The organism is Rhizobium ecuadorense (assembly GCF_001187535.1).
Lineage (GTDB): Bacteria > Pseudomonadota > Alphaproteobacteria > Rhizobiales > Rhizobiaceae > Rhizobium > Rhizobium ecuadorense.
In genome coordinates this window covers 200,634-223,014 of record NZ_LFIO01001790.1, presented here as the reverse complement: position 1 = coordinate 223,014, position 22,381 = coordinate 200,634, and the positions used below count along the sequence as shown (strand labels likewise).

Annotated in this window: 21 protein-coding genes; 15 read left to right on the top strand and 6 right to left on the bottom strand. The window is 62.5% G+C overall.

The window, feature by feature from the left end; genetic code table 11:
• Nucleotides 1–201: 201 nt before the first annotated feature.
• The 3 genes from AF337_RS37095 (at nt 202) to AF337_RS37085 (ending at nt 3,112) form a co-directional block, all read left to right on the top strand.
• A complete protein-coding gene (locus tag AF337_RS37095) occupies nt 202–873 on the top strand; it encodes an invasion associated locus B family protein (RefSeq protein WP_184345065.1) in 672 nt (223 codons plus the stop codon).
• Nucleotides 874–1,187: 314 nt separating this feature from the next.
• Nucleotides 1,188–2,603: a metalloprotease TldD gene (gene tldD, locus AF337_RS37090; protein ID WP_049736031.1), complete on the top strand. Its 1,416-nt coding sequence runs from the start codon at nt 1,188–1,190 to the stop codon at nt 2,601–2,603.
• Between the two features lie 17 nt (nt 2,604–2,620).
• Nucleotides 2,621–3,112: a GNAT family N-acetyltransferase gene (locus tag AF337_RS37085; RefSeq protein ID WP_049736030.1), complete on the top strand. Its 492-nt coding sequence runs from the start codon at nt 2,621–2,623 to the stop codon at nt 3,110–3,112.
• 19 nt (nt 3,113–3,131) lie between these two features.
• Here the strand turns inward: AF337_RS37085 and AF337_RS37080 are convergent, their stop codons facing one another.
• Both AF337_RS37080 and AF337_RS37075 read right to left on the bottom strand, forming a co-directional pair.
• Complete coding sequence (locus AF337_RS37080; protein WP_049736029.1) at nt 3,132–3,449, bottom strand: nucleoside triphosphate pyrophosphohydrolase family protein; 318 nt, start codon at nt 3,447–3,449, stop codon at nt 3,132–3,134.
• Between the two features lie 128 nt (nt 3,450–3,577).
• Nucleotides 3,578–4,861 carry a D-alanyl-D-alanine carboxypeptidase family protein gene (locus tag AF337_RS37075; RefSeq protein ID WP_049736028.1) on the bottom strand — a complete coding sequence of 428 codons (1,284 nt, stop codon included), beginning with the start codon at nt 4,859–4,861 and terminating at the stop codon, nt 3,578–3,580.
• A 217-nt stretch (nt 4,862–5,078) separates the two neighbouring features.
• Between AF337_RS37075 and AF337_RS37070 the strand changes: the two genes are divergently transcribed.
• Nucleotides 5,079–6,116: a polysaccharide deacetylase family protein gene (locus AF337_RS37070; RefSeq protein ID WP_049736027.1), complete on the top strand. Its 1,038-nt coding sequence runs from the start codon at nt 5,079–5,081 to the stop codon at nt 6,114–6,116.
• Nucleotides 6,117–6,122: 6 nt separating this feature from the next.
• On the opposite strand, the gene pdxH is transcribed toward AF337_RS37070, so the two are convergent.
• Nucleotides 6,123–6,743, bottom strand: coding sequence for a pyridoxamine 5'-phosphate oxidase (pdxH, locus tag AF337_RS37065; protein WP_003584693.1), 621 nt, complete (start codon nt 6,741–6,743; stop codon nt 6,123–6,125).
• A 65-nt stretch (nt 6,744–6,808) separates the two neighbouring features.
• Here pdxH and AF337_RS37060 point away from each other — a divergent pair, with 65 nt between their 5' ends.
• The 4 genes from AF337_RS37060 to AF337_RS37045 all read left to right on the top strand — a co-directional run bounded on the left by AF337_RS37060 (nt 6,809) and on the right by AF337_RS37045 (nt 10,300).
• Entirely contained in the window at nt 6,809–7,267 is a 459-nt protein-coding gene (locus AF337_RS37060) for an RT0821/Lpp0805 family surface protein (RefSeq protein ID WP_049736026.1), read from the top strand.
• 289 nt (nt 7,268–7,556) lie between these two features.
• The gene (locus AF337_RS37055; protein WP_049736025.1) at nt 7,557–8,747 is read left to right on the top strand and encodes a J domain-containing protein; all 1,191 of its coding nucleotides are present in this window, start codon (nt 7,557–7,559) and stop codon (nt 8,745–8,747) included.
• A 122-nt stretch (nt 8,748–8,869) separates the two neighbouring features.
• The gene (fabI, locus tag AF337_RS37050; protein WP_049736024.1) at nt 8,870–9,688 is read left to right on the top strand and encodes an enoyl-ACP reductase FabI; all 819 of its coding nucleotides are present in this window, start codon (nt 8,870–8,872) and stop codon (nt 9,686–9,688) included.
• A gap of 21 nt (nt 9,689–9,709) precedes the next feature.
• Nucleotides 9,710–10,300, top strand: coding sequence for a histidine phosphatase family protein (locus AF337_RS37045; protein WP_049736023.1), 591 nt, complete (start codon nt 9,710–9,712; stop codon nt 10,298–10,300).
• A gap of 244 nt (nt 10,301–10,544) precedes the next feature.
• On the opposite strand, the gene AF337_RS37040 is transcribed toward AF337_RS37045, so the two are convergent.
• Nucleotides 10,545–10,805, bottom strand: a complete 261-nt coding sequence (locus AF337_RS37040; protein WP_049736051.1) for a DUF1344 domain-containing protein — start codon at nt 10,803–10,805, stop codon at nt 10,545–10,547.
• Between the two features lie 242 nt (nt 10,806–11,047).
• Between AF337_RS37040 and AF337_RS37035 the strand changes: the two genes are divergently transcribed.
• The 3 genes from AF337_RS37035 (at nt 11,048) to ribB (ending at nt 16,583) form a co-directional block, all read left to right on the top strand.
• Nucleotides 11,048–14,221 (top strand): bifunctional diguanylate cyclase/phosphodiesterase, encoded by a 3,174-nt coding sequence (locus AF337_RS37035; protein ID WP_049736022.1) that lies wholly within the window; start codon nt 11,048–11,050, stop codon nt 14,219–14,221.
• Nucleotides 14,222–14,372: 151 nt separating this feature from the next.
• Nucleotides 14,373–15,470: a chorismate synthase gene (aroC, locus tag AF337_RS37030; protein ID WP_049736050.1), complete on the top strand. Its 1,098-nt coding sequence runs from the start codon at nt 14,373–14,375 to the stop codon at nt 15,468–15,470.
• Between the two features lie 9 nt (nt 15,471–15,479).
• Nucleotides 15,480–16,583: a 3,4-dihydroxy-2-butanone-4-phosphate synthase gene (gene ribB / locus AF337_RS37025; RefSeq protein WP_049736021.1), complete on the top strand. Its 1,104-nt coding sequence runs from the start codon at nt 15,480–15,482 to the stop codon at nt 16,581–16,583.
• 211 nt (nt 16,584–16,794) lie between these two features.
• Here the strand turns inward: ribB and AF337_RS37020 are convergent, their stop codons facing one another.
• Nucleotides 16,795–17,985, bottom strand: a complete 1,191-nt coding sequence (locus AF337_RS37020) for a winged helix-turn-helix domain-containing protein (RefSeq protein ID WP_049736020.1) — start codon at nt 17,983–17,985, stop codon at nt 16,795–16,797.
• 295 nt (nt 17,986–18,280) lie between these two features.
• On the opposite strand from AF337_RS37020, the gene AF337_RS37015 reads away from it, so the two are divergent.
• From AF337_RS37015 to AF337_RS37005, 3 genes are read left to right on the top strand one after another with little or no spacing between them, the layout of a single operon-like run.
• A complete protein-coding gene (locus tag AF337_RS37015) occupies nt 18,281–18,955 on the top strand; it encodes an energy-coupling factor ABC transporter ATP-binding protein (protein WP_049736019.1) in 675 nt (224 codons plus the stop codon).
• Nucleotides 18,955–19,563 carry an energy-coupling factor transporter transmembrane component T family protein gene (locus AF337_RS37010; protein WP_049736018.1) on the top strand — a complete coding sequence of 203 codons (609 nt, stop codon included), beginning with the start codon at nt 18,955–18,957 and terminating at the stop codon, nt 19,561–19,563. Before AF337_RS37015 ends, AF337_RS37010 begins: the two co-directional genes overlap by 1 nt.
• Nucleotides 19,564–19,587: 24 nt before the next feature.
• A complete protein-coding gene (locus AF337_RS37005) occupies nt 19,588–20,151 on the top strand; it encodes a biotin transporter BioY (protein ID WP_049736017.1) in 564 nt (187 codons plus the stop codon).
• Nucleotides 20,152–20,736: 585 nt separating this feature from the next.
• Here the strand turns inward: AF337_RS37005 and AF337_RS37000 are convergent.
• Nucleotides 20,737–21,630: a LysR substrate-binding domain-containing protein gene (locus tag AF337_RS37000; protein WP_049736016.1), complete on the bottom strand. Its 894-nt coding sequence runs from the start codon at nt 21,628–21,630 to the stop codon at nt 20,737–20,739.
• 216 nt (nt 21,631–21,846) lie between these two features.
• On the opposite strand from AF337_RS37000, the gene AF337_RS36995 reads away from it, so the two are divergent.
• Entirely contained in the window at nt 21,847–22,233 is a 387-nt protein-coding gene (locus AF337_RS36995) for an ectoine synthase (RefSeq protein WP_049736015.1), read from the top strand.
• The last annotated feature ends 148 nt before the right edge of the window (nt 22,234–22,381 follow it).

Below are 22,381 nucleotides of genomic sequence, written 5' to 3'. Positions count from 1 at the left end.
ATGCGGCATTTTTGCTGAAAGCATAGGCAGGCCGGAAGGGCAAAACATCCCAAGTTTTTCATCAGCATATGAAAAATCGGCTTTCCGGCCAATCCGCGCGCCGCACATTCTTGCCGAAAGGTCCAATTTCCGCCGCAGTCCCCCGGTTTTCACGGGGTGGGGCTTTTCATTTTTGGTGGGCAGCTTCAACAATAGCCGCAAATGATTCGATATCCAGAGGTTTCCATGGGTTTCCGTTCCCTCGCGCAGTCGCTTCTCGTGACTGTCAGCATCGCGGCCGCAGCGACGACGCCTGTTTTCGCACAGCAGCAACCCACGCCGGCCCAGGCCAAGCCGCCGGCTGCCGCCCCAGCCCCTGCCCCTGCTCCCACTACGGCACCGCAGCAGCCGAGTGCGGCCAATCCCAATATCCAGGCGACACCCGGCCAGACCCAACCGCAGGCGCCGGGCACGGTGAAATCCAATCATGGCGCGTGGTCCGTCGTCTGCGACAAGCCGGCAGGTGCCTCGACCGAACAATGCGCGCTGATGCAGAACGTCATCGCCGAGGACCGGCCGGAAGTCGGGCTTTCCGTTGTCGTGTTGAAGACGGCCGACCGCAAGTCGAAGATTCTGCGCGTGCTGGCGCCGCTCGGCGTGCTCCTGCCGAACGGCCTCGGCCTCAATGTCGACGGCAAGGATATCGGCCGCGCCTATTTCGTGCGCTGCTTCGCCGATGGCTGTTATGCCGAGGTCGTGCTCGAGGACGAGCTGCTGAAGACCTTCCGCAGCGGCGCCCAGGCAACCTTCATCGTCTTCCAGACGCCGGAAGAAGGCATCGGCATCCCCGTCGACCTCAAGGGCTTCGCTGAGGGTTTTGACGCGCTGCCGTAAGGGCAGCTCGCGGCCTGTCGCGGGTCCGCCCCTCATCCGCCTGCCGGCACCTTCTCCCCGCGCGCGGGGCGAAGGGGATAGCCGCGACCTCTCCGTCCCTCGCATACCTCTCGCAGGGCACGTCCCCTCGCCCCGTTTACGGGGAGAGGGTTAGGGTGAGGGGCAGCATCCGCACGAACCGGACGGTGTCGCACGAGGCCAAGATAACCTCTCCCACAAAGAAAATTCGACAGCAGGGCTTCACTCCTTATCATTGGGAGCCCTATCTAGATGCGTAAGCGCATTCCCAAACGCATGCCCATTGGAGCAAGACCATGACCACCGATCTCCTGACGCTATTCGATGCCGACGAAGCCACGATGCGTGGTCTGGTCGCCGAGGCGCTCGCCGGCGCCGATGACGGCGAGCTGTTTATCGAGCATGCGCAGGCCGAAGCGCTGACCTTCGACAATGGCCGGCTGAAGGGCGGCAGCTTCAACACCGAGCAGGGATTCGGCTTACGCGCCGTTGCCGGCGAAGCGGTCGGTTTTGCCCATGCCGGCGATCTCTCGGTGGCGGCGCTGAAGCGGGCGGCGGATGCTGTGGGCGCAGTGACGCGCGGCTATTCCGGCTCCTATGCGGCGGCCCCGCAAGGCACCAACAAGAAATTCTACGGCGACCAGAACCCGATCGGCCAGCCGAGCTTCGAGGAAAAGGTCAAGCTCCTGCAGGACATCGACGCCTATCTCAGGGGCAAGAACGACAAGGTGCGGCAGGTGACGGCCTCGGTCGCGGCAAGCTGGCAGGTGGTCGACATCCTGCGCGCCGACGGGCATCGCGTGCGCGACATCAGGCCGATGACGCGCATCAATATCTCGGTGATGGTCGGCGAAGGCGACCGGCAGGAAAGCGGCTCCTACGGCAGCGGCGGACGGATCGGCTTCGGCGACTTCATCGCCGAGGGCAGCTGGCAATACGGCGCCGACGAGGCGCTGCGCCAGGCGCTGGTCAACCTCGAAGCGATCGATGCGCCGGCGGGCACGATGGACGTCGTTCTCGGCTCCGGCTGGCCGGGGGTGATGCTGCACGAGGCCGTCGGCCACGGACTGGAAGGCGATTTCAACCGCAAGAAGACGTCGGCTTTTTCAGGCCTTCTCGGCCAGATGGTCGCCGCCCCTGGCGTGACCGTCGTCGACGACGGCACGATCGACAACCGCCGCGGCTCGATCACCATCGATGACGAGGGCACGCCGTCGGGCTATAACGTGCTGATCGAGAACGGCAAGCTGGTCGGCTATATGCAGGACCGGCAGAACGCCCGGCTGATGGGCATGGCGCCCACCGGCAACGGCCGCCGCCAGGGTTATGCGCATGTGCCGATGCCGCGCATGACCAACACCTATATGCTCGGCGGCGACAAGACGCCCGAAGAGATCATCGCCTCGGTGAAGAAGGGCATCTATGCCGTTTCCTTCGGCGGCGGCCAGGTGGATATCACCTCCGGCAAGTTCGTCTTCGGCTGCACCGAGGCCTATCTGATCGAGAACGGCAAGGTCGGCGCGCCGATCAAGGGCGCCATGCTGATCGGCAACGGCCCGGATGCGATGAAGCGTGTATCGATGATCGGCAACGACATGAAGCTCGATACCGGCATCGGCAATTGCGGCAAGGGCGGCCAATGGGTTCCGGTCGGCGTCGGCCAGCCGCATCTGCGCATGGATCAGGTGACGGTCGGCGGTACGCAGACCTGAGGCGAAAGGAGCCTGTGATGGCGGAGGTCGAGATCAGGCGTTTTGCGGAAGGCGACGCCGATGCCGTGCTTTCGGTGATCCTGCCGATCCAGCGCGAAGAGTTCGGCATCGACATCACTGCCGATGCGCAGCCCGATCTGAGGGTCATCCCGGATTTCTACCAGTCCGGCAAGGGAGAATTCTGGGTCGCCGTCAAGGACGGCGCCATCGTTGGCACGCTTGGTTTGAAGGATATCGGCAACAATCAGGCGGCGCTGCGCAAGATGTTCGTCGCCGCGAAGGTTCGCGGCCATGAACATGGCGTGGCGGCGCTGCTGCTCGACCGCATGTTTTCCCACGCCAGGGATGCCGGCCTCACCGAAATCTTCCTCGGTACCACGGACAAGTTCGTCGCCGCCCACCGCTTCTACGAGAAGAACGGCTTTACCGAGATCGCCAAAACCACCCTGCCCCGCGCCTTCCCGCTGATGGCGGTGGACACCAAGTTTTATCGGCATAAGGTCGGCTGACGCGGGCGGCCGACATGCCTCAGCTCGTCGACACTTCCGCCGGCTCGAACCGCCACTTCCGTTCGATCGCCGCGGCAAGATCGATATCGTTGCGGCGGGCAAAGAGCAGGATGTGGCCAAGCAGGTCAGCGGTTTCGTCGGCGAGATCGCGGTGGAGTTCTTCCGGCGTTCGATCCCTGCGGCGTCCGCGGCCGGTGACCCGGTTCCAGGCCTGGGTGAGTTCACCCACCTCCTCCTGCAGCTTCAAGAGAAACCAGTCGGGGTCACGCTCGATGCCGTTGGCCGCGGCATAGGTGGCGGATGAGATTTCGAACTGGTCGGCAAGACGACGCAACATCGGTGTTCTCCTTTTGTTTATGGAAGAGACGCTGATTCCCGATGCTTGTCCAGGTCGATTGTCTTACAGCGCAGCGCGTCTTTTCAGACGCGCAAAGGACGCTGTAACACTTTGAATTGCTGCGGCGATCAGCCGTGGTCCGGCAGCAGCATGCAGTCGTAGGAGCGCTGCTTCAGCGCATCGCAGGCGGAGACGGCGGCATCCTTGCTGGCGAAGCCGACGAAGCGGGCGCGATAGATCTTGTTGGCGCCCGTGCCGACCGCCTCGGTATAGGGCGAGGCGGAGACGAGCGGCGCGCCGCCTTCCGACTTCGCCTGGGCGAGAAGCGCACGCGCGGCATCGGCGCTCGGGGCGGCCGAAATCTGGATCTGCCAGTCACCAGCGGTCTTATCAGCCGACATTTTCGGCGCCTTGCCGGCGTTCAGGATCTCGTCCATCGCGACCGGACGGTCCAGCGGCACGACGGCGTCATCGGCATAGGCCAGGCTCTTTGCGGCAAGATCGTCGGTTGGGCGTGGGGCGCTCAGCGGCACCGGAACATCGGAATCATCGGCGGCGGAGGCGACTTCGACAGGCTCCCTGGCGCCGACGCTCGCCACCAGCTTGGCGCCGCCGGAAGAGGAGGCACGGCCGAGATAGCGGTCGAGCAGACCGGCCATCTTGGCGTCGCGGCTGCGGGCGGTGCGGCCGCCGAGGACGACGCCGACGACGCGGCGGTTGCCGTCCTTGACGGCGCTGACGAGATTGAAGCCGGAGGCGTTGGTGTAACCGGTCTTGATGCCGTCCATGCCCTGGTAGCGGTACATGAGATTATTGTGGCCGCGCACGTTGCGGCCACGGAAATTGAAGCTTGCCGCCGAAAACAGCCGGTATTCGTTCGGATAATTCTTCATCAGCGCGATGGCGAGCGTCGACATATCGCGCGCCGTCGTAACCTGACGGCCGTCCGGCAGGCCGGAGGCGTTGACGAAAACGGTGCGGCTCATCCCGAGCTGGCGGGCCTTGGCGGTCATCATCCGGGCAAAACCGCTTTCCGAACCGCCGAGCGTCTCGCCCATGGCGGAGGCGGCATCATTGGCGGATTTGATGATCATGCCGTAGACCGCCTCGCGCACGGTGATCGTGCCGCCGGCCTTGACGCCGAGCTTGGTCGGCGGCCGGGAAGCGGCGTATTTCGACATCTTGATCGGCGTTTCCCAGGCGATCTTGCCGCGCTTCAGCGCCTCGAAGGTGAGATAGAGCGTCATCATCTTGGTCAGCGAGGCCGGATGGTTCAGCGTATCGGCGTTTTCGGCGGCGAGAACCTTGCCGGTGCGGGCATCGAGGATCAATGAAGCGCTGCCGGCCCAGGCCGCAAGAGGCGCCGAAACGGCCAGCGTTGCGGTCAAAACAGCCGCCAGAAGCGTTCTCATGCAGTTCCCCTTGATGCGTCGGCTCGCAATGGATCGGCCTTTGTGCCGTAATGTGACAGAAGCGGCAAGTTTGGCGCGACTTTGAGGCAACTCCTATCATTTTTCTAGTCTTTTCATCGCCTTGGTTAACAGGAAATGAAAAGACCCGTGCGAAATCGGGATTCAGCAAGGCTTAAGCCGCGCTTGCTAGTTTCCGAAAAAAAGCAACGGACGGCGCATGGCGGGACAATTCAAGCGACTGGCAAAACGCACAGCGATCGGTGCCGGGCTCGAGCTTTCCTGGCTGATCGCCGCCGCCGGGCTGATGCGCGAGGCGCGTGGGCGCGGCGTCGTCTTCACGCTGCACCATGTCCGCCCGCACGTGCCGGAGGCTTTCGAACCGAATGCGCATCTCGAAATCACCCCCGGCTTCCTCGATACGGCGCTGCGGCGGCTGCGGCGGGAGGGCTATCGCTTCGTGCCGCTCGATCAGGTGTCGGCGCTGCTGGCCGAGCCCGAAGGTGGAAGGCCGTTTGCCGCCTTCACGCTCGACGACGGCTACATCAACAATCTGGAGCACGCGCTGCCGGTGTTCGAACAGCATCGGGCGCCGTTCACAGTGTTCGTCGCCAAGGGTTTTGCCGAGGGCTCTCACAGCATCTGGTGGGAGACGCTCGCCGTGCTCCTGCGCCGATCAAGCGAACTCCGCTTCGATTTCGGCGGCGGCAGCGAGCGCCTGGCGCTCGACGATCCGCAGCAGCAATGGAATGCCTTCGACCGGTTCGCCTGGTATATCCACCGATCCGACGAGGCACGCGCCGTTGCCGCAATCGACATGCTGGCGCGGGAAAACGGCATCGAGCCGACCGATATCACCCGCGAACTGGTGATGGGGCCTAGTCAGTTGCAATGGCTTGCGACCCACCCGCTCGCCACACTCGGCGCCCATACGATCAGCCACCGGGCGCTGGCCCGCCTGCCGGAAGCCGAAGCGCGGATCGAGATGCAGGTTTCGGCCGATTACGTCGAGGCGGTGACTGGCATCCGTCCCAGGACGATCGCCTATCCCTACGGCACGCCGGAGGCGGCGACCGGGCGCGAGGCGGCGATTGCCCGCAATCTCGGCTTCGAGCTTGCGGTCACCACCCAGCCGGGCCTGCCGGTGGCTGGGAAAACCGGCTATCTCAGCCGCATTTCGCTGAACGGCTTCTACCAGAAGCGACGCTACGTCTCAGCCCTTGCCTCCGGCATTCCGCTGAAGCTGATGGGCAAATAGAGCCGCTTACGGATACATCCGGACCTTGTCCCACGCGCCTTCGGGCAAGGGCCGGCGAAACTCGATGCGGTCATGCAGGCGGAAGTTCTGGTCCTTCCAGAATTCGATCGAGGTCGGCCGGATGCGGAAGCCCGACCAGTGGGCGGGGCGCGGAATTTCGCCGATGGCATAACGGGCGGTATATTCGGCCACCGCCTTTTCAAGCGCGAATCGGCTTTCGAGCGGGCGGGATTGTTTCGATGCCCAGGCGCCGATGCGGCTGCCGCGGGCCCGCGTCTTGAAATAGGCATCGGCTTCGGCATCGGTAACGATCTCGACCGGGCCGCGCAGCCTGACCTGGCGGCGCAGGCTTTTCCAGTGGAAACACATGGCAGCTTTCTTCTGCCCCAAGATTTCGCGGCCTTTCTGGCTCTCGAAATTGGTGTAGAAGACAAAACCGTCTTCGTCGAATCCCTTCAGGAGAACCATGCGGACATTGGGAAGACCATCCTCATCGACCGTTGCCAGCGCCACGGCATTCGGGTCATTGGGTTCTGAAGCCTCCGCTTCTCCAAGCCATTCGGCAAAGAGCTTGAAGGGTTCGCCACTTTCGGTAAAGTCACCGCTTGTTAACTCGTTTGCCGACATATTGGTTCAAATGCCCCGGATTATTCAAAACTCGCCCAGCTTTTGATAACTGGACAGGATGCAGGGTGGAAGTCATAGCAAAGTCATATCGCCATACAAAGGGCCTGCGGCAACGCAGCTGCGCGTTCTTCGTCATCGGCGTTGCCATGCTTTCGCTTTCCGGCTGCCTGGCAGGCGGCATGGATTTTCTGAGTGAAGCCAAGGTCGATCGGTCGGTGGCAACCGGCACCGTGCCTCAGACGCCGCCGAGCACCGATACGCTGTCGGACGAGATGACCGTGCGCAATGCCGTGACCTCGGCCGATGTGCAAAGGCTCGAGGGCCAGCCGCTTCCCTGGGCGAACGCGTCGACGGGCAGTGCCGGCGTCATCGATACGATCGTCGAGAACAACGAATCGGGCCAGGTCTGCCGCCAGTTCCGCACGACCCGGCATTCCTATGTCGGCATCGCCAAATTCTACGGCAAGACCTGCCTGGTCGGCGGCGGCAACTGGCAGCTTTTGAGCTTCCAGCCGGAAAGTTAATTTCCAGCCGGAAAGCTGATTGGAAGCCGATCCGGCCCGACAGGTTAACGCCTGACGGCTCTCTGCCGAATGCTTAGCAAAGAGCTAACCATTCGGCGCAAAACACTCCACATCTCTCCATAGAAATAAGAAGTGATTAGCAACTCCCGCGCACGATCGGGGTTGAGAGTGGCTGTCCATGCCGTTGCGGCGGGATGGCGCGTCACGAGTTGATATTGGCTTTGATTTTGGAATTTCGGGATGCCGGGCAAGGACGTGGCTTCCCGCATCGCAACACCGGCGGTTTGACATGCGCGATCCTTATAAAATTCTGGGCGTCAAACGCGACGCGGCGGCAGACGAGATCAAGGCGGCCTGGCGCAACATGGCCAAATCGGTCCATCCCGACCACAATCAGGGCGACCCGACGGCGACGGCCCGGTTCGCCGAGATCGGCCGCGCCTATGAAACGTTGAAGGACCCGCGCAAACGCAGCCTGTTCGACAATGCCATGCGGATGGCGGAAACCAAGAAGCAGGAACAGACGATCATGCAGCAGCGCCACGCCGCGCGCGAGGCTGCCGTGCGCGCCAAGGCGGCGCAGGCCAATGCCGAGCGGGTGATGGAAGAGCTTGCGCGCGCCGCCCAGAAGGCTGCTGCGGAGAGCTCCAGACAACAGGCAGGAGCAGCCGAGCCCGCCGACGAAATGGTCGAGCGTATTTTCGGCGCCCAGGCCCGCGCTGCCGGCGGCGGCCAGGCGCAAGGTCGCGCGCAGCAGGGGCAATACCAGCAGGCCCAAAATCAACAGGCCCAGAACCAACAGGCGGGCGAGGCCGGCCGGCGCGTGGACGGCGATGCCGCCGAGGCCGACACCAGGGGCGACGAGGAGGCCGGCGAGATCGCAGGCAATGCCGGCGCCAACCTGCCGCTGCCGCTCAGCATCCTGACATCCCTGGTGCGTCGTTTCACCGGCGCCAAGGATACGGGCCTGGAAAAAGCACCGGATGAGGTGGCGACGGCGACGGTGACGATCGACGACGTGCTGAAGAGCGGCTGGATCACCGCGTCACTGCCGGAGGGCCGCGAGATCGGCTTCGCATTGCCGGCCGGCACCAGGGATGGCCACGAACTGCGGCTCAAGGGGCAAGGCTTCAAGCTGCCGGGCATGCAACGCGGCGACGCCGTCATCAATATTCGCATCGCGCCCGATCCGCGCTTCACGGTCGATGGTTTCGATCTGCACGCCGTGCTGCCGCTCAGCATCGAAAATGCCGTTCTCGGCACCGAGGCGCGCATCGAGGGACCGAGCGGGCCGCTCGCCATTACGGTCCCCGCATGGTCGGGCTCGGACAAGACAATCAAAATCCCCGGCCAGGGATTGCCCCGCGAAGACGGCGGCAGAGGCGATCTGGTCGTCGAATTGCGCATTATCCTGTGGGAAAAGCCCGACGACAAAGTCACCGATCTCATGCGGAGCATGCGCGAAGGCCTGTTCCTGTGAAATATTTATGACTTTCGCACCCTTTGTTACGATACCTAACAGTTGATGATCCAGGCCAAGCTTGAACCGATTAGCGGCCTATGCCATAGGCAGGATCGATCAGAATTCCTAGGGAGCGAAATATGGCTCAAGCATCCGGCCTCATGGCAGGCAAACGCGGCGTCATCATGGGTGTCGCCAACAATCGCTCGATTGCGTGGGGTATTGCCAAGGCCATTCATGCGCAGGGCGGAGAAGTCGCGCTCACCTACCAGGGCGATGCGCTGAAGAAGCGTGTCGAGCCGCTCGCCGCCGAAATCGGCGCGACGCTGGTCGGCCATTGCGACGTTGCCGACGAAGCCACCATCGACGAGGTTTTCGCAAACGTCGAAAAGCTCTGGGGCAAGATCGATTTCCTCGTGCATGCGATCGGCTTCTCCGACAAGGACGAGCTGACCGGCCGTTACGTCGACACCTCGGCCGACAACTTCGCCAAGACGATGCAGATCTCCGTCTATTCCTTCACCTCGGTCGCACGCCGCGCCGAGAAGCTGATGACGGATGGCGGCGCCATGCTGACGCTGACCTATTACGGCGCCGAAAAGGTGATGCCGAACTATAATGTCATGGGCGTCGCCAAGGCCGCGCTCGAAGCGAGCGTCAAGTATCTGGCCGTCGACCTCGGACCGCAGAACATCCGCGTCAACGCCGTTTCGGCCGGCCCGATCAAGACGCTCGCCGCCTCCGGCATCGGCGATTTCCGCTACATTCTGAAGTGGAACGAATATAACGCGCCGCTGCGCCGGACCGTCACCATCGAGGAAGTCGGCGATGTCGGCCTCTATCTGCTGTCGGACCTGTCGCGCTCCGTCACCGGCGAAGTGCACCATGCCGACAGCGGCTATCATGTCATCGGCATGAAAGCGGTCGACGCGCCCGACATTTCGGTCGTCAAGGACTAAAGCATTCCGGAGTCGAGACCCGTGCTTATCTACGTGATCAGACACGGTCAGACCGACTGGAATGCCGAGCGCCGCCTGCAAGGCCAGAAGGATATCCCGATGAATGCCACGGGCCTGGAACAGGCCCGGCAGAACGGGCTGGCACTTGGTGAAATTCTGGGCGACAGGGTCGGCGAATTCGATTTCGTCGCAAGCCCGCTCCAGCGCACCCGCGCGACGATGGAAATCGTCCGCGCCGCCATGGGCCTGCCGCCGCGTGCCTATCGCACCGATCCGAGACTGGTGGAGATTTCCTTCGGCGACTGGGAGGGCTCGACGCTCAAGGAGCTGAAGGCGACCCAGCGCGAGCGGGTGGCCGAACGCAACGCCGCGAAATGGGATTTCATCCCGCCCGGCGACGATGCGGAGAGCTACGAGATCCTCTCCTGGCGCACCGGCTCATGGCTGCAATCCGTCGATCGTCCGACCGTCTGCGTCACCCATGGCGGCGTCATCCGCACGCTGTTCCAGATGATCGCCGACCTGCCGAAAAGCAGTGCCGCGGAAGGCGGAATCCCACAGGACCAGATCGTCAGGATCGACACCGCCGAGCGGACGATCGTCTGGCTGTAAATAGTGCTTAATTAGCGAACGCCGCCTGCCCCTCATCCGCCTGCCGGCACCACCGGGGCGAGCCACGGGTCTCGACCCGTCCTTCGGACCCCCGCAGGCGGGGCGAAGGGGATACGTCGCAACCTCTCGGTCCTCCGCATACCTCTCGTAGGGCACGTCCCCTCGCCCCGTTTACGGGGAGAGGGTTAGGGTGAGGGGCAGCCACAGGCGCAAACCTCATCCAGCCATTCTTCTGAATCCCGCCCTACTTGACGATATCGAGATCGTTGATGACGCGCTTGCCGTCGACTTCGGTGTAGAAGACAATCACCTTCACGCCGGCCGCCAGCCCATCGAAATTGAATTCCTCGGGCGCCTGATAGGTCTTGCCGTCATCAAGCGTCAGCACCAGATTGGCGGTGTCGACCTTCTTGATCGTCGCCTCGACATCGGCGCTCTCGGCAAAACCGCTCATCGGCGACAGGAAACTTGCTGTTGCCAAAAGCGTGGCGACGACGAAACGCATGGCGACAATCCTTTTGAAACGCTGCACGAGAATATGACTGGCCACAGATAGCCTCCTGAATATGGCGAAAATTGCCCGTAAGAATGGCTTTTCCCGCCTAATTGATGAATAGGATTTTAAATATAATCAAGACAAAGCGTTAACCGCGGCTTTTCCCTCCCCATGACGTGTCGGCATCGCCTGCGGGCAATCGTAAATTAACCCCCTCGCCCTACAGTTACCCGGAATCTGAGGGTTTCATTTTGCTATCCAGGCTGAGCGACAACAAGCAGTTACGGCGCGTGTTGAAGAATACCCGCGTCTCATTTCTGGTTTCATCGCTTGTCGCCCTTGTCGTCATCATGGTCGGCTTCGGCCTCGACCGGGCCAATACTCAATCTTATGTGCGCGAACTTCATATCCGCACCGAAAGCGAGGCGAACCTCATCCGCGCCCGGGTGATGGCTGAGATCAACATGGATCTCAGCATGGTCCGCGACCTTACCAATCTGATCTCCGTCAGCGCCGCAAACGGAGAGGAGATGGAGCGGCAGATCAACTGGCTGCTGATCCAGAACCCGTCCTTCATTCAAATCGCCGTCGCACCGGATTTCATCATCGACAACGTCTATCCCAGGCTACCCGGCAATGAGCAGATCGGCCGCGACGTGCGCGCAACGCTGTTTTCACGCCAGGCGATGACGCCGGCGGCCGGCGATCAGTCGGCCCGCTTCTACGGCCCTGTCAGCATCGACGGCCGGGACGGCTTTGCCATATTCTTCCCGGTCTTCGTCAAGGAGAACGGCCAGCGGCGGCTCTGGGGGGCGGTCGAGCTCGTCATCGACCAGCAGATGTTCTACGAGGCGACCGGGCTGATGCCGGCGCGCGACCGCGAGAACCGGGAACGTTTTCCGCATCTCAACCATCTTTCGATCGCCATGCGGGATATCGGCTCACCGGCAAGGGCCGCGACAACAGCGCCCTTCTTCGGGTCGTCCGAGATCGACGACAAGGATCCGATGCGCCAGAAGATCGGCTTTGCCGGCGGCAAGTGGGAACTCTCCGTCGTCCCGAACAGCGGCTGGAACGCGATACCGGAAAACCGAACCGAGCTGCGCCTGATCGTCCTTGCCGCCGGCTGCATCATCATCATCCCGATCTTCTTCGCAACCCTGCTGCTCGGCGAGCGCAATCGCAACATCACCGAGCTGGAGACGCGCGAGACGAAACTCAAGGAACTGTCGCAGCGGCTCGATCTGGCGCTGAAATCCTCGAATATCGGCATCTGGGAACTGCAGGATCATTCGAGCAGCCTGCTCTGGGATGCGCGCGCCGCAGCCCTGCACGGCAAGCCGGCGCAGGAGGGCAGCCGGGCGCTCGACGAATGGCTGGCAGCGATCCTGCCCGAGGACCGCGACATCGCCGAAGTGCATTTCTTCAGCTGCAGCATCGCCGGCACTGCCTGCACGGCGCAATACCGCATCCTGCTTGCCGATGGCGGCATCCGGCATCTGCGCTCGGTCGGCGCCTTCTACACGGATGCCGGCGGCGTCAGCAAGACGATCGGCATCGTCTGGGACGTGACCGCCGATGCGGAAACGACCGACACGCTGCGCAAGGCGAAAGACATGAGCGAGGTCAAGAATGCCGAGTTGGAGCTGGCGCTTGAAGAGCTTTCCAGCCGCGAGGGGCAGCTCGCCGAACTGTCGAGCCGGCTCGATCTGGCGCTCAATTCCTATCAATGCGGCATCTGGGAAGCGCGGCCCGACCGCGGCGGTTCGCTCTGGAACGAGCGTATGCACGAACTCTACGGGCTGGCGCCGCGCAACGGCTTCATGACCGAGGAGACCTGGCTCGGCTGCATCCACCCCGAGGATCGGGGGCTGGCGTTGGAAAGCGCGCGCCACTTCAAGAAGAACGGCGATACCCACACCCTCGTCTGCCGGGTGATCGCCGATAACGGCGCGGTGCGTTATGTCCGCTCGGTCGGCAAGGTCCACCAGACGGGGACCGGCGAGATGAAGATCATGGGCATCGCCTTCGATGCTACCGAAGACGTGCTGATGACGATCCGGCTGAAGGCTGCCAAGGACGAGGCGGTCGCCAAGAATATCGAACTCGAGCTTGCCAAAAACAGGATCGAGCACAATTCGCTGCACGACCCACTGACCGCGCTCGCCAATCGCCGCAAGCTCGACATCGCCCTCGAAGAGCTGACGAATGACGGCCGCCGGCAGCGGCAGAAATTCTCGATCCTGCACATCGACCTCGACCGGTTCAAGGAGATCAACGACACGCTCGGCCACGCCGCCGGCGATGCCATGCTGGTGCATGCCTCGAAGGTGCTCGCCAAGAATGTCCGCGGCAGCGATCTCGTGGCGCGCATCGGCGGCGACGAATTCGTCATCCTCGCCGTCGATGTCGGCGACACGGAGATGGCGGAGCTTTCGGCGCGGATCATCGAGGAGATGCGCCAGCCGATCGATTTCCAGGGTTTTTCCTGCCGCTGCGGCGTGTCGATCGGCGTGGCGCTTGCCAACGGCATTCATGTCGATGCGCGCAAGGTGCTGATCAATGCCGATATCGCGCTCTACCGCGCCAAGAGCATGGGCCGCAACCGCTTCGAATTCTTCAACCACAATCTCCAGGCCGATATCATCAACACCAAACGCACCGCCGACGAGATCCTCGCCGGCATCGACAATGGCGAATTCACCGCCTGGTATCAGCCGCAATTCTCAGCCAGGACGATGGAACTGACGGGCGTGGAGGCGCTGGTGCGCTGGAACCATCCGGCCAAGGGGCTGTTGACCCCCGACAAATTCTTGCGCATCGCCGACGAGATCAATGTCGTGCAGATGCTCGACCGGATCGTGCTGGAAACGGCGCTGCGCGACAAGATGCGCTGGACGGCGCTGGGGATTGCGGTTCCGAAGGTCTCGGTCAATGTCTCGGCGCGGCGGCTGCATGACGGCAGCCTGCTGGAATCACTTACAGATCTGCAGATCCGCCCCGGCGAGATCTCTTTCGAACTGGTGGAATCGATCTTCCTCGACGAGAGCGAGGATGTCGCGTCGCACAATCTCGAGCGCATCAAGGCGCTCGGCATCGATATCGAGATCGACGATTTCGGCACCGGCCATACCTCGATCGTCAGCCTGTTGAAGCTGAAGCCGAAGCGGCTGAAGATCGATCGCCAGCTGGTGCAGCCGATCGTCGGCGCCACGCAGGAGCGGGCGCTGGTCCGCTCGATCATCGACATTGCCCGCTCGCTCGGCGTCGAGACGGTGGCCGAAGGCGTGGAGACGGCAGCCCATGCCGAACTGCTGCGCGATCTCGGCTGCGATATCCTGCAGGGCTATGCCTTCTCGCGGCCGCTCTCCTTCGAGGATTTCACCACCGAAGCCACCGGAACGGGATGGCGGCTGGCGTCCTGACCGTCTTCCTTTGATCTGGACGGAACAGCATTTCCGCCGCCGCCGGTTTGGCGCAAAGAAAGGCTTTTGCCTCGATGGCTTTTTGGCCTATGAGTGTCGCGCCTTTTCAAGCAATGGCGCGACCGGCTTTGGCGCGCCACCGTGGGAACACATGTCGCACAATACATTCGGTCACCTCTTCCGCGTAACCACCTGGGGCGAAAGCCATGGGCCGGCGCTCGGCTGCGTCGTCGACGGCTGCCCTCCAGGGCTGCGCTTCACGCTCGCCGATCTGCAGGTCTGGCTCGACAAGCGCAAGCCCGGACAATCCCGCTTCGTCACGCAGCGGCGCGAGGACGATCTGGTCAAGGTACTGTCCGGCGTCATGCTCGATGCCGACGGCGAGACGATGACGACAACCGGCACGCCGATCTCGATGCTGATCGAAAACACCGACCAGCGCTCCAAGGATTACGGCGAGATCGCCCGGCAATACCGCCCCGGCCATGCCGATTTTACCTATGATCTCAAATACGGCATTCGCGACTATCGCGGCGGCGGCCGCTCCTCGGCGCGCGAGACCGCAGCAAGGGTTGCCGCCGGCGGCATCGCCCGCCTGGTCGTTCCCGGTGTCACCGTGCGCGGCGCGCTGGTGCAGATCGGCAAACACAAGATCGACCGCCGCAACTGGGATTGGGATCAGGTCGGGCAGAACCCGTTCTTCTCCCCCGACGCGGCGATCGTGCCGGTCTGGGAGGAATATCTCGACGGCATCCGCAAGGCGGGCTCGTCGATCGGCGCCGTCGTCGAAGTGATCGCCGAAGGCGTGCCGGCCGGCCTCGGTGCGCCGATCTACGCCAAGCTCGACCAGGATATCGCCTCGCTGCTGATGTCGATCAACGCCGTCAAGGGTGTTGAGATCGGCAATGGCTTTGCCGCCGCCGAAACATCGGGCGAAGACAATGCCGACGAGATGCGCATGGGCAATGACGGCACGCCGATCTTCCTTTCTAACAATGCCGGCGGTATTCTTGGCGGCATCTCGACCGGACAGCCTGTTGTGGCGCGTTTCGCCGTCAAGCCGACCTCTTCGATCCTGACCGAACGCCAGTCGATCGATGCCGACGGCAAGAATGTCGACATCCGCACCAAGGGCCGGCACGACCCCTGCGTCGGCATCCGCGCCGTGCCGATCGGCGAAGCGATGGTCGCCTGCGCCGTCGCCGACCATTATCTTCGCGACCGCGGCCAGACCGGCCGTCTGAAATAGGAGCGCCCCATGTCTTATGATCAGAAGCGCGTCGTCGACGCCATCCGGGCCTTCGAGGCCGGCGAAATCGTCGTCGTCATGGACGACAATGACCGCGAAAACGAGGGCGACCTGATCGTCGCCGCCGTGCATACGACGCCTGAAAAGATGGCCTTCATCGTGCGCCACACCTCAGGCATCGTCTGCGCGCCGATGCCGAAGGAAGAGGCGAAACGCCTCAACCTCAACGCCATGGTGGCGGAAAACGATTCGGCCCATACGACGGCCTTCACCGTCTCGGTCGATTTCAAGCATGGCACGACGACCGGCATCTCAGCCGACGACCGGACGCTGACGGTGCGCAACCTGGCCAATCCGAATGTCGGCGCCGCCGATTTCGTCCGTCCCGGCCACATCTTCCCGCTGGTTTCGCGCGAAGGCGGCGTGCTGATGCGCTCCGGCCATACGGAAGCCGCCGTCGACCTCTGCAAGCTCGCCGGCCTGCCGCCGATCGGCGTCATCTCGGAACTGGTCAATGACGACGGCACCGTCACGCGCGGCCCGCAGGTGGTCGATTTCGCCGAGCAGCACGGGCTGAAGCTCGTCTCCGTCGCCGATCTCATCGCTTATCGCCAGCGCAAGGAAACGCTGGTCGAGCACGGCACCAGCTTCGACATCGACACCCCGTTCGGCAAGGCCAAGGCCCATACCTATGCCCTGCCCTGGGATCCGATGCAGCATCTCGCCGTCGTCTTCGGCGACATCCGCGACGGCGTCGACATCCCGGTGCGCCTGCATCCGGAAAATGTTGCCGAGGATCTGTTCGGCAAGAACAGCCCGGTCGATTTCTACATGCAGAAGATTTCCGAGGAAGGCCGCGGCGTCATCGTCTATCTGCGCGAGGGCTCGGTCGGCGTCGGCCATTACGACAACGGCCGCAAGGCCCGCAACCAGGGCCGCGAAGCCCATGCCGAAGCCCAGAGCCGCGACAGCGAATGGCTGGAAATCGGCCTCGGCGCCCAAATCCTCAAGGACCTCGGCGTCAGCTCGATCAAATTGCTGACCAGCCGCGAGCGCCACTATGTCGGGCTGGAAGGTTTCGGGATCAAGATCAGCAAGACGGAGATATGCTGAGGGTTTCCTCTTTCTCCCCAGCGAGAGAAAGGCCCCTCTCCAACCCCTCCCCACAAGGGGGAGGGACTAACCCGTGGCGAGCCCTGCCCCCCAAAAATACGCGACCACATGCTGCAGCATCAGGAATGAAATGCGACGGGTGCCACACGGCAGCCCCTCCCCCTTGTGGGGAGGGGTTTTCCCACAAGGCGCTACATCTCCGGCGAAGAGACTACCCTCTCCACCCCTCCATCAACACCACCTTCTCCACCCCCGCAAACCGCGCCACCCGGTCGAGTTCCGCCTCCAGCCGCTCCAGCCGTCCCGCCGAAGCCTTCACGCCGGGCTCCAGCCAGAGCCTCTTGACATCGAGCGTCGATTTCTTCCGGTCCGCCTTCATGTCGATGCGGCCGATCAGCCTGTCGCCTTCGAGCAGCGGGAAGACGTAATAGCCATATTCGCGCTTCGGCTCGGGCACGAAAATCTCGATGCGGTAGAAGAAGCCGAACAGGCGTTCGGTGCGGTTGCGGTCGCGGATCATCGGGTCGAAGGGGCTGAGCACGCGGATGCGCGGCGGTGCGCCGGGGTAGCTGTCGAGCGTCGAGAGGAAATCCGCAAAGGCCCAGGAGGGGCGCGGCTTGGCCCCGAGCGCCGGTTCGATCAGCACCTCGATCAGCTCGTCGCGATGAGCGGCGACCCAGGTTTTGGCCTCTTCAGGCGAGACGAGGCTCCAGAAGGCCGATATCTCGCCATGGGTGGCAAAGCCGAGGCGGCTAAGAGCGCTGCGGCAGGCCCAGTCGATAAATTCCTCGCGGCTCACCTCCGGCTCGCGGAACTCGGTCGGAATGACGCGCTCGGTGAGATCATAGATCTTCTGGAAGTTCGAGCGGCCGGCGATGGCGAACTTGCCGGTGTGCCAGAAATATTCGAGCGCCGTCTTGTTCGGATGCCAGTTCCACCAGCCGCCGGAAACATGGCCGTCGGCCTTGATGTCACGCGCCAGGATCGCGCCGTCGCGCTCTACGCGCTGATAGGTCTCGTCGAATGCGGCCTCGAACCCCTCGCCGCGCCATTTGCGCCAGCGCTCGACGATGACCTTCTCCTGATGGCAGAACTTGTGTTTCCAATAGACGAAAAAAGCGCTCGGCAGGATCGAGGCGTCATGCGTCCAGTGCTCGAACAGCGCGCCGTCCTTTTCGAGCAACGCGGTCAGGTGCTCGCGCCGATAGGTCTGGTTGCGGGAAAACAGGATCTGATGATGCGCCCGCTCGACCGTCTGGATGCTGTCCACCTGGACGAAACCCAGCTCACGGATGAGCTGCAGCAGGCCCTCCTTGGTCAGGGCGCGGTTCGGTGGCGTGCTCAATCCCTGCTTGGCGAGGAAGACCCGGCGGGCGTCGGCATTGGAGAGCAGATTCGTCATGGATGCATCATAACGCGGAAAATCTTCCTAGCCACCCGATATCGAGATTTGCTCTTCATCACCCTGGATTCCCCGTGTAGAAGCACGCTGTCAGGTTGGCGCCAGTGGCTGCCCCTCACCCTAACCCTCTCCCCGCTCGCGGGGAGAGGGGACGTGCCCTGCGAGACGTCGGCGCGGGACGGAGAGGTCGCGGCATATCCCTTCGCCCCGTTTTAAGGGGAGGAGGTGGCGGCAGCCGGATGAGGGGCTGGTCTTCGCAGATCTGCCCATTGAAGGCCGGATGCGAGGGATTGGTTTGGACATACAATTCGAAGGTGCCGGGGTCAGTTTCGGAGCGCGGGTGGCGCTGGAGCCGCTGACGCTCGGCATCAGCGGCAAACGCATCGGCGTCATCGGGCTGAACGGCTCGGGCAAGACCACCTTTGCGCGGCTGATCAACGGGCTGGCCAGGCCGACGGTCGGACGTGTCACCGTCAACGGCCGCGACACGGCTGACGACAAGGCTGCCGCAGTCGATGTCGGCTTCATCTTCCAGTCGCCGCAGAACCAGATCATCCTACCGATCGTCCGCGACGACATCGCCTTCGGGCTGAAGCGGTACGGCTTCACCAAGGCGGAAGTCGAGGCGAAGGTCGAGGGCGTGCTCGCCCGCTTCGGCGCCGAGGCGCTCGCCGATCGGCGGGCGCATGAGCTTTCCGGCGGCGAGTTGCAGGTGGCAGCCCTCTGCTCGGTGCTGGTGACTGGGCCAGGCATTCTCATCCTCGATGAACCCACAAACCAGCTCGACCTGAAGAACCGGGCGCTGGTCGAGCGGATTATCGCCGGGTTGCCGGAAAGCGCCATCGTCATCACCCATGATCTGGAGCTGATCGCCGATTTCGAACGGGTGCTGCTGTTTCATCAAGGACGGCTGGCCGCCGATGCGCCGGCGACGGAGGCGATCGCCCGCTACAAGGAGATCGCCGCCTGATGCAGTCGCTCTATGTCGAAGGCAACAGCCCGATGCACCGGCTTTCGCCGCGGGTCAAGCTGGTGTCGCTTGCGGTCTTCGGCATCGTGCTGTTCATCAGCCAGAACATCGCCCTGCTTTCCGGCTTGGTGGTGCTGACGGCGGCTCTCTACCGCACGACCGGCCTACCGCTCGGCGAGGGCCTTCGGCGGCTGCGGCCGGTCTTCCTGACCATTGCGGTGGTGGCGCTCTTCAATCTCCTCTTCAATCCCTGGCAGGCGGCACTCGTGCCGGTGCTGCGGCTGACGGCGCTGATGCTTCTTGCCGCCGCGGTGACGGCGACGACGTCGATCACTGCCTTCATCGACGAGGTGACGGCACTCGCCCGCCCGCTGGAGCGCACCGGCTTTGTGCAGGCCGACGATATCGGCCTGGCGCTCGGGCTCGTCCTGCGCTTCGTGCCCGACATCATCGGCCGTTATCAGGCGATCCGCGAGGCCCATAAAGCGCGCGGGCTGAAGGCCCGGCCGACGACGCTGCTGGCGCCGCTGATCATCCTGACGCTCAGGGATGCGGATAATGTCGCCGCGGCGATTGACGCGCGCCGCATTCGGCGGCATGGGAGTTAACCAGTTTTAACCACGGAGTTCATGATGAGCACCCGCGACCTCGTCCTTACCGCCCTCTTCGCCGCGATCATCGTGGCACTGGGCCTGCTGCCGCCGATCTCCCTCGGCTTCATTCCGGTGCCGATCACCGCCCAATCACTTGGCGTCATGATGGCCGGTGTCGTGCTCGGCGCCCGCCGCGGCGCGATTGCCGTGCTGATCGTGCTGCTGCTCGTCGCCATCGGCCTGCCGGTGCTTTCCGGCGGCCGCGGCGGCCTTGCCATCTTCGCCTCGCCGTCGGCCGGCTTCCTCGTCGGCTGGATCTTCGGCGCCTTCGTCACCGGCTATCTCAGCGAGCGCCTGGTCAACCACGGCCAATCCGGCCTGGTGCAGACGGTGAGCTTCTTCCTCGCCGCCATGGTCGGCGGGGTCGTCGTGCTCTATGCCTTCGGCATTGCCTATCTCGCCACCGTCGCAGGCCTCGGCTTCACCAAAGCCTTCGTCGGCTCGATGGCCTTCATTCCGGGCGACGTCATCAAGGCGTTCGTCGCAGCCCTCCTCGGCCGCGCCGTCATGGTCGGCTATCCCCTGCTGCCGGCGCGCGCATAACCGTCCCTTCGCAAATGCTCGCAATGGCCGTCTTCGTCAAAAGGCGGCCATTGTGCGTTAATGGCGCGCGCAATATCCATCGCTCGACATAGGAGGCGAGCCACACGTCTCTATAACGTGGGATAAGGGACCGTCTTCGTTGCGATCTTGGCATGACCTGGAATCCGGGCAACAAAAAACCGCCTTGAGGCGGTCGGGCATTCTATCGATTTCAGTTTGATTTAGTCTCCTCCTCCATCTCCACCTCCTCCGTCGCCACCGTCACAGCCGCCACCGTGGCAGTCGCTGCCATGTGAGACATCGCACCCAGCTCCAGCTCCATCGCCATCGCCATCACTGCCCAACTTATTGCTAGTGACGGAGATCACGGCAAACAGGATGAAGCAGGTAATGAACAAGCCATCCGAGAAAAATTTGTCCAATCAGTGTCCTTTCGTTTGCATCGGGAAATCTCGTTTCCCTATTGAAATAATAGAGTAATTTCCCGATCCCGACAATTGCTGCAATATGAAACTTTTATGACATCCGGGATCGCGTCGAAACGCCCTCTCTTCGGCAAGCAGCCCAGCCCCGGCTTGGCGGCTCTCATTCCATTACCGGCGGACCGGCGGATCGGCATTCCTTCATGAACCATTCGGTAAAACGGCGCACCGGCTTCTTCGCCCACGAGCTGGTGATCAGGTAATATCCCTGGGTCTCTGCCGTCGAGATGTCCGAAAGCACGACGAGGTCGCCGCGATCGATCTCTCGCCGAAACACTTCGACCGGGCACAATGCCACGCCATGCCCGGCGATCACCGCCGTGGCAAGAATATTGAAGTCCTGAAATATCGGCCCCCGGACCGGCTCGGGCGGCTTTGCATCGGACTTTCGGAACCATTCTTTCCAGCCGTCCACGGATTCGTCGTGCAGCAGGTCGGCCGCGGCAAAGGAAACGTTGTCGACCGTCCAATTCCGCTTTGCCAGATAGTGAAGGCTGGCCACCGGCTGGTTGCGGCGGGAGAACAGCAGGCGGCTCTCGCGTCCCCCCGACGGGTCTTCTCCCATGGTAATCAGAGCATCCAGGCTTTCATCGTCGAAGCGCTCTTCCGCTTTTGCATAGACGATCCTGACGTCGAGCTCGGGATCGCTCTCGCGGAAGGACGGAAGTGCGGGAACCAGCCAGCGCGACGCGATCGAAGGAATGCATCCGACGGTTATCGAACGCATATTGTGGTCTCGGCGCATATTGCCCGTGGCGTGGGCGATGGCTGCCAAGGAGCCCGAGATCGCCAGATAATATTCGCTGCCTGCCGGGGTCAGCGCAACGCCGCGCCCGGATTTTTGCAGCAGCTTGCGTCCCAGCCATGCCTCCAGATGTTTCAGCTGATGGCTGATCGCTGCATGGGTCACATGCAGTTCGTCTCCGGCCTTTGAGAGACTCATGAGCCGGGCGGTCGCTTCGAAGGCTCTCAAGGCGTTCAATGGCGGCAGCTGCATATGTTCGAATTCCTCACATGACCGGCAGAATTTATTATCCGGCAGAAATGTCAAATTTATTCAGATCTATCCCAGGATAGCGCAACGCATTCAAACACTATATGTAAATTATTCTAACAGTTTTCGCAATTTTGATCATTTGAAGCATCCGGCGATTTCGATGCCTAATGGATCATGGAGATCGGAAACATTTCCATCATTCACAGGAGAAAGAACATGTTTGTGAGAAGCCTGAAAGACGTGGAGCAGACCGAGCGCTTCGTCGATTGGGGCAATGGCACCAGCCATCGCCTGCTGACGAATGATGACGGGATGGGATTTACGGTCTGCCACACCGTCGTTCGCGCCAACACGCAAGCCCTGCTGCAATATCGCAACCACCTGGAGGCCTGCTATTGCATCCAGGGAGAAGGCGAGGTCGAGGATATGGACGGGAACGTCTTTCCCATCCGCGTCGGCGACATCTACGTCCTCGACCAACATGATCGACACTATCTGCGGGGCGGCAAGGACAAGGACCTCATTCTCGTCAGCGTCTTCAATCCGCCGTTGAAAGGGACGGAACGTCACGATCTGAACAACAGAAGCGGTTCGGAATACTGAGCCCTGGCGACGCGGCGGGGGCGCTAGAATTTCTTGAGCGGCTTCAAGACCTTCACCATCACTGCCGTATTGCTCAGCTGCCGACTATCCTTGGTGAACGGTGTGGCGATGTGATAGCAAGGGGTGGGAATTGCGCGCTCCGCTGCGG

What these genes read in the sequence shown, in the direction of transcription:
- AF337_RS37055 (WP_049736025.1), top strand. Translation starts at nt 7,557, where the DNA reads ATGCGCGATCCTTATAAAATTCTGGGCGTCAAACGCGACGCGGCGGCA.
- AF337_RS37080 (WP_049736029.1), bottom strand. Translation starts at nt 3,449, where the DNA reads ATGTTGCGTCGTCTTGCCGACCAGTTCGAAATCTCATCCGCCACCTAT.
- AF337_RS37085 (WP_049736030.1), top strand. Translation starts at nt 2,621, where the DNA reads ATGGCGGAGGTCGAGATCAGGCGTTTTGCGGAAGGCGACGCCGATGCC.
- fabI (WP_049736024.1), top strand. Translation starts at nt 8,870, where the DNA reads ATGGCTCAAGCATCCGGCCTCATGGCAGGCAAACGCGGCGTCATCATG.
- tldD (WP_049736031.1), top strand. Translation starts at nt 1,188, where the DNA reads ATGACCACCGATCTCCTGACGCTATTCGATGCCGACGAAGCCACGATG.
- AF337_RS37040 (WP_049736051.1), bottom strand. Translation starts at nt 10,805, where the DNA reads ATGCGTTTCGTCGTCGCCACGCTTTTGGCAACAGCAAGTTTCCTGTCG.
- AF337_RS37070 (WP_049736027.1), top strand. Translation starts at nt 5,079, where the DNA reads ATGGCGGGACAATTCAAGCGACTGGCAAAACGCACAGCGATCGGTGCC.
- AF337_RS37095 (WP_184345065.1), top strand. Translation starts at nt 202, where the DNA reads ATGATTCGATATCCAGAGGTTTCCATGGGTTTCCGTTCCCTCGCGCAG.
- AF337_RS37020 (WP_049736020.1), bottom strand. Translation starts at nt 17,985, where the DNA reads ATGACGAATCTGCTCTCCAATGCCGACGCCCGCCGGGTCTTCCTCGCC.
- aroC (WP_049736050.1), top strand. Translation starts at nt 14,373, where the DNA reads ATGTCGCACAATACATTCGGTCACCTCTTCCGCGTAACCACCTGGGGC.
- AF337_RS37010 (WP_049736018.1), top strand. Translation starts at nt 18,955, where the DNA reads ATGCAGTCGCTCTATGTCGAAGGCAACAGCCCGATGCACCGGCTTTCG.
- pdxH (WP_003584693.1), bottom strand. Translation starts at nt 6,743, where the DNA reads ATGTCGGCAAACGAGTTAACAAGCGGTGACTTTACCGAAAGTGGCGAA.
- AF337_RS37075 (WP_049736028.1), bottom strand. Translation starts at nt 4,861, where the DNA reads ATGAGAACGCTTCTGGCGGCTGTTTTGACCGCAACGCTGGCCGTTTCG.
- ribB (WP_049736021.1), top strand. Translation starts at nt 15,480, where the DNA reads ATGTCTTATGATCAGAAGCGCGTCGTCGACGCCATCCGGGCCTTCGAG.
- AF337_RS37000 (WP_049736016.1), bottom strand. Translation starts at nt 21,630, where the DNA reads ATGCAGCTGCCGCCATTGAACGCCTTGAGAGCCTTCGAAGCGACCGCC.
- AF337_RS37005 (WP_049736017.1), top strand. Translation starts at nt 19,588, where the DNA reads ATGAGCACCCGCGACCTCGTCCTTACCGCCCTCTTCGCCGCGATCATC.
- AF337_RS36995 (WP_049736015.1), top strand. Translation starts at nt 21,847, where the DNA reads ATGTTTGTGAGAAGCCTGAAAGACGTGGAGCAGACCGAGCGCTTCGTC.